General features: G+C 36.8%; 8 protein-coding genes. 5 read left to right on the top strand and 3 right to left on the bottom strand.

Translation table 11 applies throughout. The features are described from left to right. Window positions 1–301: 301 nt before the first annotated feature. The gene (locus N782_RS21765) at window positions 302–460 is read right to left on the bottom strand and encodes a hypothetical protein (protein WP_202595669.1); all 159 of its coding nucleotides are present in this window, start codon (window positions 458–460) and stop codon (window positions 302–304) included. 258 nt (window positions 461–718) lie between these two features. On the opposite strand from N782_RS21765, the gene trmB reads away from it, so the two are divergent. Both trmB and N782_RS05675 read left to right on the top strand, forming a co-directional pair. After that, on the top strand, window positions 719–1357 hold the full coding sequence (trmB, locus tag N782_RS05680; RefSeq protein WP_036817260.1) for a tRNA (guanosine(46)-N7)-methyltransferase TrmB: 639 nt from the start codon (window positions 719–721) through the stop codon (window positions 1355–1357). A 250-nt stretch (window positions 1358–1607) separates the two neighbouring features. After that, complete coding sequence (locus N782_RS05675; protein ID WP_036817256.1) at window positions 1608–2453, top strand: YtnP family quorum-quenching lactonase; 846 nt, start codon at window positions 1608–1610, stop codon at window positions 2451–2453. A 56-nt stretch (window positions 2454–2509) separates the two neighbouring features. Here the strand turns inward: N782_RS05675 and N782_RS05670 are convergent, their stop codons facing one another. Continuing rightward, window positions 2510–2824, bottom strand: a complete 315-nt coding sequence (locus N782_RS05670) for a PepSY domain-containing protein (RefSeq protein ID WP_036817252.1) — start codon at window positions 2822–2824, stop codon at window positions 2510–2512. Between the two features lie 143 nt (window positions 2825–2967). Between N782_RS05670 and N782_RS05665 the strand changes: the two genes are divergently transcribed. Both N782_RS05665 and N782_RS05660 read left to right on the top strand, forming a co-directional pair. Further along, entirely contained in the window at window positions 2968–4035 is a 1068-nt protein-coding gene (locus tag N782_RS05665) for a M42 family metallopeptidase (protein WP_036817249.1), read from the top strand. 84 nt (window positions 4036–4119) lie between these two features. Further along, on the top strand, window positions 4120–4635 hold the full coding sequence (locus N782_RS05660) for a DUF84 family protein (protein ID WP_036817248.1): 516 nt from the start codon (window positions 4120–4122) through the stop codon (window positions 4633–4635). 191 nt (window positions 4636–4826) lie between these two features. Here N782_RS05660 and N782_RS05655 read toward each other — a convergent pair whose 3' ends face one another. After that, window positions 4827–5267 carry a YtoQ family protein gene (locus N782_RS05655; RefSeq protein ID WP_036817247.1) on the bottom strand — a complete coding sequence of 147 codons (441 nt, stop codon included), beginning with the start codon at window positions 5265–5267 and terminating at the stop codon, window positions 4827–4829. 184 nt (window positions 5268–5451) lie between these two features. On the opposite strand from N782_RS05655, the gene N782_RS05650 reads away from it, so the two are divergent. Further along, window positions 5452–5997, top strand: a complete 546-nt coding sequence (locus N782_RS05650; protein WP_036817246.1) for a polysaccharide deacetylase family protein — start codon at window positions 5452–5454, stop codon at window positions 5995–5997. The last annotated feature ends 3 nt before the right edge of the window (window positions 5998–6000 follow it).

The following is a 6000-nucleotide window of genomic DNA, read 5'->3' as shown; positions in this document are numbered from 1 at the left end:
CCCGAAGGTAGCTTGCCAGCTCGCCGGCAGGACGCGAGTTGTTCCCAGGACACCTTTATGCCATCTAAAGCAACGGAAACACCCCTCTAGCCCATATTATCTCGAATCCAAGTCTTCAAGATTATGCCTCTAAAATGGAATAAACGCTCTCATAATATTTGTTATAATACTTCCACTTAATGATGTTAATAATTGTTTACAAAACAAAAACGCATGGCGGGACTAAACCCTCCATGCGTTTTTGTTTGCCATTAATATTGTTTATAAATTATCTTTAGTATCTTATCAAGCGACGTTACGTTTAGTTCGGCGCGTGTTCCAATTGTTTTTGTTTTACTTCTGAGCTAGTTAGTGTTTGTAGTTTTTCAAGAGGATAAAGAAAAACAGCATATCCTGCAAATAGAACACCAAATGTAACAAGCACTAGTAATTCAGTCATTTTAGAGATTATCGTTATCATTTCGTCACTCTCCATATTCCGTATTTATCACACTTTTATAACTTTAAATCAGAAAGCGTTTACAACCCAAGGGGGATAATGCCAGTTTTTTTACTATTTTTGAGAAGCAGTATCAATAGAACTGATATAGCTTGTAAATGGTTATAAATGCTTTAAAAGAACCTTATTTTCTTTCATATGCTCGAAAAAAGGTGATAACTTTCGATTTTATTTAATTCGTGGTAAGGTAACATGTGATGAAATGAAGGAGGAAACGTTATGCGGTTAAGAAATAAACCTTGGGCAGATGACTATATGAATGAAAATAGTCATATTGTCATAGCAGATCCGTTTTCAAAAAAAGGTAAATGGGCAACTGAATTTGAAAATGACCATCCAATTCATATAGAGATTGGTACAGGTAAAGGACAATTTATTACAGGGATGTCTAAAAAAAATCCTAATACAAATTTTATAGGAATTGAGCGGGTAAAAAGTGTCATCGTTGGAGCAGTGAAGAAAGTAAAAGAAGCTGAGGTTGCAAACACACGTTTACTAAACGAAGATGCTGACGATCTTAGAGAACTTTTCGAGGAAAGTGAAGTTGAGCAGATCTATTTAAACTTCTCCGATCCATGGCCAAAAGCTCGCCACGAAAAAAGACGCTTAACGTTTAAGACCTTTTTAGAACAGTATCAGTCTATTTTAAAACCAGATGGAACGATTGTGATGAAAACCGATAATCGTCAACTGTTTGAATATTCTTTAGTTAGTTTTTCGCAGGCAGGGTGGACTTTAGAAGAGGTTTCATTAAACCTACATGATTTAGAAGACCCTACGAACGTGATGACAGAATATGAGGGAAAATTTTCAGAACAAGGTCATCCCATTTATCGATGTGTAGTGAGAGTACCATAAAGTAAATGGACAAGCTGGTTATTTCGGTGAATAATCGCTCTTATTAGGTACATTACACTCTTGGAAAGTAAGAAAATGCTCATAACCTCTCTTCTCCCCAAACCTTGATAAGGTGAAGGGTACATTTACGTAAGACTCTTTGTATGGGAGGAGGGAGCTTAACTTATAAATGGTTAAAGAGTTGATATCGCTTACACGAATTTGTCTCCTGTGATACACTGAAATATATGTATGAAGGAGGAGAGCGGTTATGGAAACCTTGCAAGTCGGTCGAGCAAAGCTTACATGGCTAAATGGCGGCGTTAATCATTTGGATGGTGGGGCGATGTTCGGTGTTGTGCCAAAACCTCTTTGGAGTAAGAAGTATCCAGTTAATGAAAAGAATCAAATTGAATTACGAACAGATCCAATCCTGCTAGAGATAGATGGAGAAAAAATACTAATTGATTCTGGATTAGGGAACGATAAACTTACTGAAAAACAACTTAAAAACTTTGGAGTAGAGGAGCAATCAAAAGTAGAGTTATCTTTAAATGCTTTAGGATATTCTACGAATGAAATAGACAAGGTGCTCATGACGCATCTACATTTTGATCATGCTTGTGGTTTAACTAAGTGGGTCAATGGGGAACTCCAATCAGCCTTTGAAAATGCCACTATATATACCTCTTCAACTGAGTGGAATGAGATGAAATATCCAAATATACGTTCAGCGAATACGTATTGGCAAGATAATTGGAAGCCAATTGTTGATAAGGTTGAAACATTTGAGGATGAAATAGAAATTGTAAACGGCTTACATATGATTCATACTGGTGGTCACAGTGACGGCCATAGCGTAATTCGGTTTGAACAAGATGAAGAAGTATTTATCCATATGGCAGATATCATGCCTACAAATGCCCATCAAAATGTCCTTTGGGTATTAGCTTATGATGATTTTCCTGTTACGTCCGTTCATCAAAAACAAGATTGGATGAAGTACGGTTACCAAAAAGAAGCATGGTACACGTTTTACCATGATGCATACTATCGTGCTCTAAAGTTTAATGAACAGGGAGAGGTTCTCGATAAGGTAGAACGGTCTCGAAAGTGAATATAAAGGGTGAATTAAACCGTGGGATAAAAAAATCCGCACAGTGTGCGGATTTTTTATGCTACAACACTTACGTCAAGTACTGTTCCAGTTACAGCGTCTACTAAGAATTCATATTGCTTCGTTTCTCCATCAACAGAACGGGAGACACCACCACGATAAATCGTATAAGGCATGTCATCCTTAGAAAGCTCTTCTGTTTTCATATGAATCCATGAACCACTTATAGGTCCTTGACGCTTAAAAGATTCTTTAGCTAGCTTTAATGCTTTTTCTGGAGATAATTGCTTGTGATCATTGACTTGTTTTGCGACAGCGTAGCCAACTAATGCTCCAGCAGCAACTGTAGCGACTGATTTTTTCCAATTCATTTGTTACACCTCTCTGTTCAGAACTATAACCTTAGTATATCTAAAATCATCCAAAATAGAAAATAAAAACATATATCGGTAGAAGGCTTTCTGAATATTCGATAAAATAGACTTAATTATTACATAGAGATTGGAGTTTTTTTATGAATCAAGATACGCTAAATCTATTTCAAACATTAACGGAATTACAAGGCGCTCCTGGCAATGAACATGCTGTGCGTAAATTTATGAAAAGTGAATTAGAACAATACTCAGATGAACTGATCCAGGACAATTTAGGTGGAGTCTTTGGAGTAAAAAAAGGTCAAGGCCCTAAGGTAATGGTAGCAGGGCATATGGATGAAGTAGGTTTCATGGTGACGCAAATCACTAAAAATGGTATGATTCGATTTCAACCATTAGGAGGTTGGTGGAGTCAGGTATTACTTGCTCAACGCGTGCAAGTTATGACAGATCAAGGACCTGTTATCGGGGTTATTGGATCAATTCCCCCACATAATTTAACTCCGGAACAACGTCAAAAACCAATGGAAATAAAAAATATGATGATTGATATTGGTGCTGATGATCTTGAAGATGCTAAACAGATTGGAATTAAGCCAGGACAACAAATTGTACCAATATGCCCTTTTACACCTATGGCTAACGAAAAGAAAATATTGGCTAAAGCATGGGATAATCGTTACGGCTGTGGTCTCTCCATTGAGCTTTTGAAAGAGCTTCAAAATGAAACACTACCAAATGAACTATATTCTGGTGCTACGGTACAAGAAGAAGTAGGGTTGCGTGGTGCGCAAACAGCTGCTAACATGATTCAACCTGATATTTTTTATGCACTTGATGCATCTCCGGCAAACGACATGTCTGGAGACGAGAAAGAGTTTGGCCAGTTAGGCAAAGGTGCTCTATTACGAATATTTGATAAGACTATGGTGACTCACAAGGGAATTCGTGAATTTATCTTGGATACTGCAGAAACGAATGATATTCCTTATCAGTACTTTATTTCTCAAGGAGGTACAGATGCTGGTAGAGTTCATGTATCTAATGAAGGTGTGCCTTCTGCAGTAGTAGGTATATGCTCAAGATATATTCATACCTCTGCTTCAATGATTCATATCGATGATTACGCAGCGGCCAAAGAATTAATTACAAAATTAGTAAAAACAACCGATCAAAACGTTGTTGAGCAAATTAAACAAAATGGATAATTGTATGGATAGGGTTGCTCACTATGATGTGAAGCAACCTTCCTTCATTCAAAAGTGAGTTATGGTCCTAGAAAGGATGAAACAATGAAAATTGTAGTAGGTTCTACAAATCCATCAAAAGTAAATGCTGTAAAAAACAATTTCGAAGATGCTGATGTTGTAGGTATTGAAGTCGGATCGAAAGTATCCTCCCAACCCTATTCTGATGAGGAAACGTTTGAAGGTGCCGTTAATCGCGCACGTGAATGTGCAAAAAGTAGCAAGGGTTGTCTTGGGATTGGCCTTGAAGGTGGAGTTATGGAACTAGAGAATGAACTTTATCTATGTAACTGGGGAGCTCTTGTGGATGAGAAAGAAAATACTTTCACTGCTAGCGGAGCTAGAATTCCTTTACCTGAAGAAGTTGCTAATGAACTTCAAAAAGGAAAAGAGTTAGGTGATGTAATGGATGGATTTGCACAACGCTCTGGTGTAAGTCTAAACGAAGGAGCAATTGGTGTATTCACAAACGAAGTGGTGAACCGAACGGAGATGTTTGACCATGTAGTTCGCTTATTAAAAGGGCAATATGAATTCTATTACATGACCAAAGGCAATTAATGGTGTAGTTGATATATTAGGAAGTTTTATATTGTACACAAAACGCATGCGAATATATATCGCATGCGTTTTGTGATGAAAATGAAAATAGAGTAATGCAGGTATTTTAGATAAGAAAATATAAGTCATAAAAGCTGAGAGAGTAATGAAAATAAATTGTGAGCTTTTATCGTTTAGCGAACTTTTGTATCTTACTCAAATATATATCCAAGTGCTTGTAATGCTTGGTCGATGGTTTCCACTGTAACGGTAGATTTGTTTGAGAGTTCTTTTAATGGATGGTGAAGAGATTCAGGTCGAATAAGGATGGTAGGTTTATTCATAGTCAATGCAGTGCTCAAGTCCATGGCTGTGTTCCATTGCTTATACTTCTCTCCAAAAAGTGCAATAACCAGGTCAGATTTATTCATTAGTACTTGAGTGCGGAGGTTGTTCATACTTGATGCTGCATCATCTCGATACACATTCCCTGGTTGCTCTCCTAAAATATCTTCACCAATGGAATCGGAGCGGTCATGCATTTCTTGAGGTCCGACAAAATCAACATTTAACTTTTTATGCTGTGCTTTTGCTTTAACTTCATCTCGCCATGAGTCATGTATCTGTCCAGCTAAATAAACAGTTAATTTCATAGTTAATGTCCCCTTAGTTTTTCGTGAAATAAATCTTATTTTTTCTAATAATATCACAAAATTTTAGCAAAAAGGGAAATCAATTCTATGCAGTCTACTCCTTGTCAAATTATATATCCATAGTATGATATGGTTAGGTAGTTTAAGTATGACTTCATCGTGTAATGGCAAGGAGAGAGTCAAAGTGAAAGAATTTAGACCAAAATGGTTATTACTAGGTCTATTAGGAATAGGTGTTATCATCCTCATCCTAATGGCAGTGTTTGGTTTTTTCATTTCTGAAGAGAAGGCAGTGAAAAATGCAACATCTTCAGCTGAAAAGGTATTTGAAGAAGAGGATATATCTACCAATCATGAGTTGGAAGACATCTCCCTTTACTTACCTGAAAGGATGAAAATCTTATCCAACGAAGCAAATAATGTCTTGCTTCAAGAAGATGAGCAAAAGTATATTCTCTTTTATAACACATTTGAAAAACCAACAAATGACACCTTTTACACCTCTGCAAAACAAGCTAAGGATATTCTACATATTGCATCCTTTGAGAATGAGGAGCGATTTGGTTACATACGTGTGATCTCGATTGAAGAGGATATGTTTGAGCTTCAGATAGGAGTAGGTGGCGTTAAGATGACGACGGAAACAACAAAAAGAGCAATGGAAGAAGATGCAAGAAATATGATGAAAATTGTACGTTCAATTGGATTTACTTCTTCTTCAAATGAATAAGAG

This window comes from Pontibacillus yanchengensis Y32, assembly GCF_000770635.1.
GTDB lineage: Bacteria > Bacillota > Bacilli > Bacillales > BH030062 > Pontibacillus > Pontibacillus yanchengensis.
The sequence above is the reverse complement of the archived record's forward strand: the minus strand, read 5'-3'. Positions and strand labels throughout refer to the sequence as shown.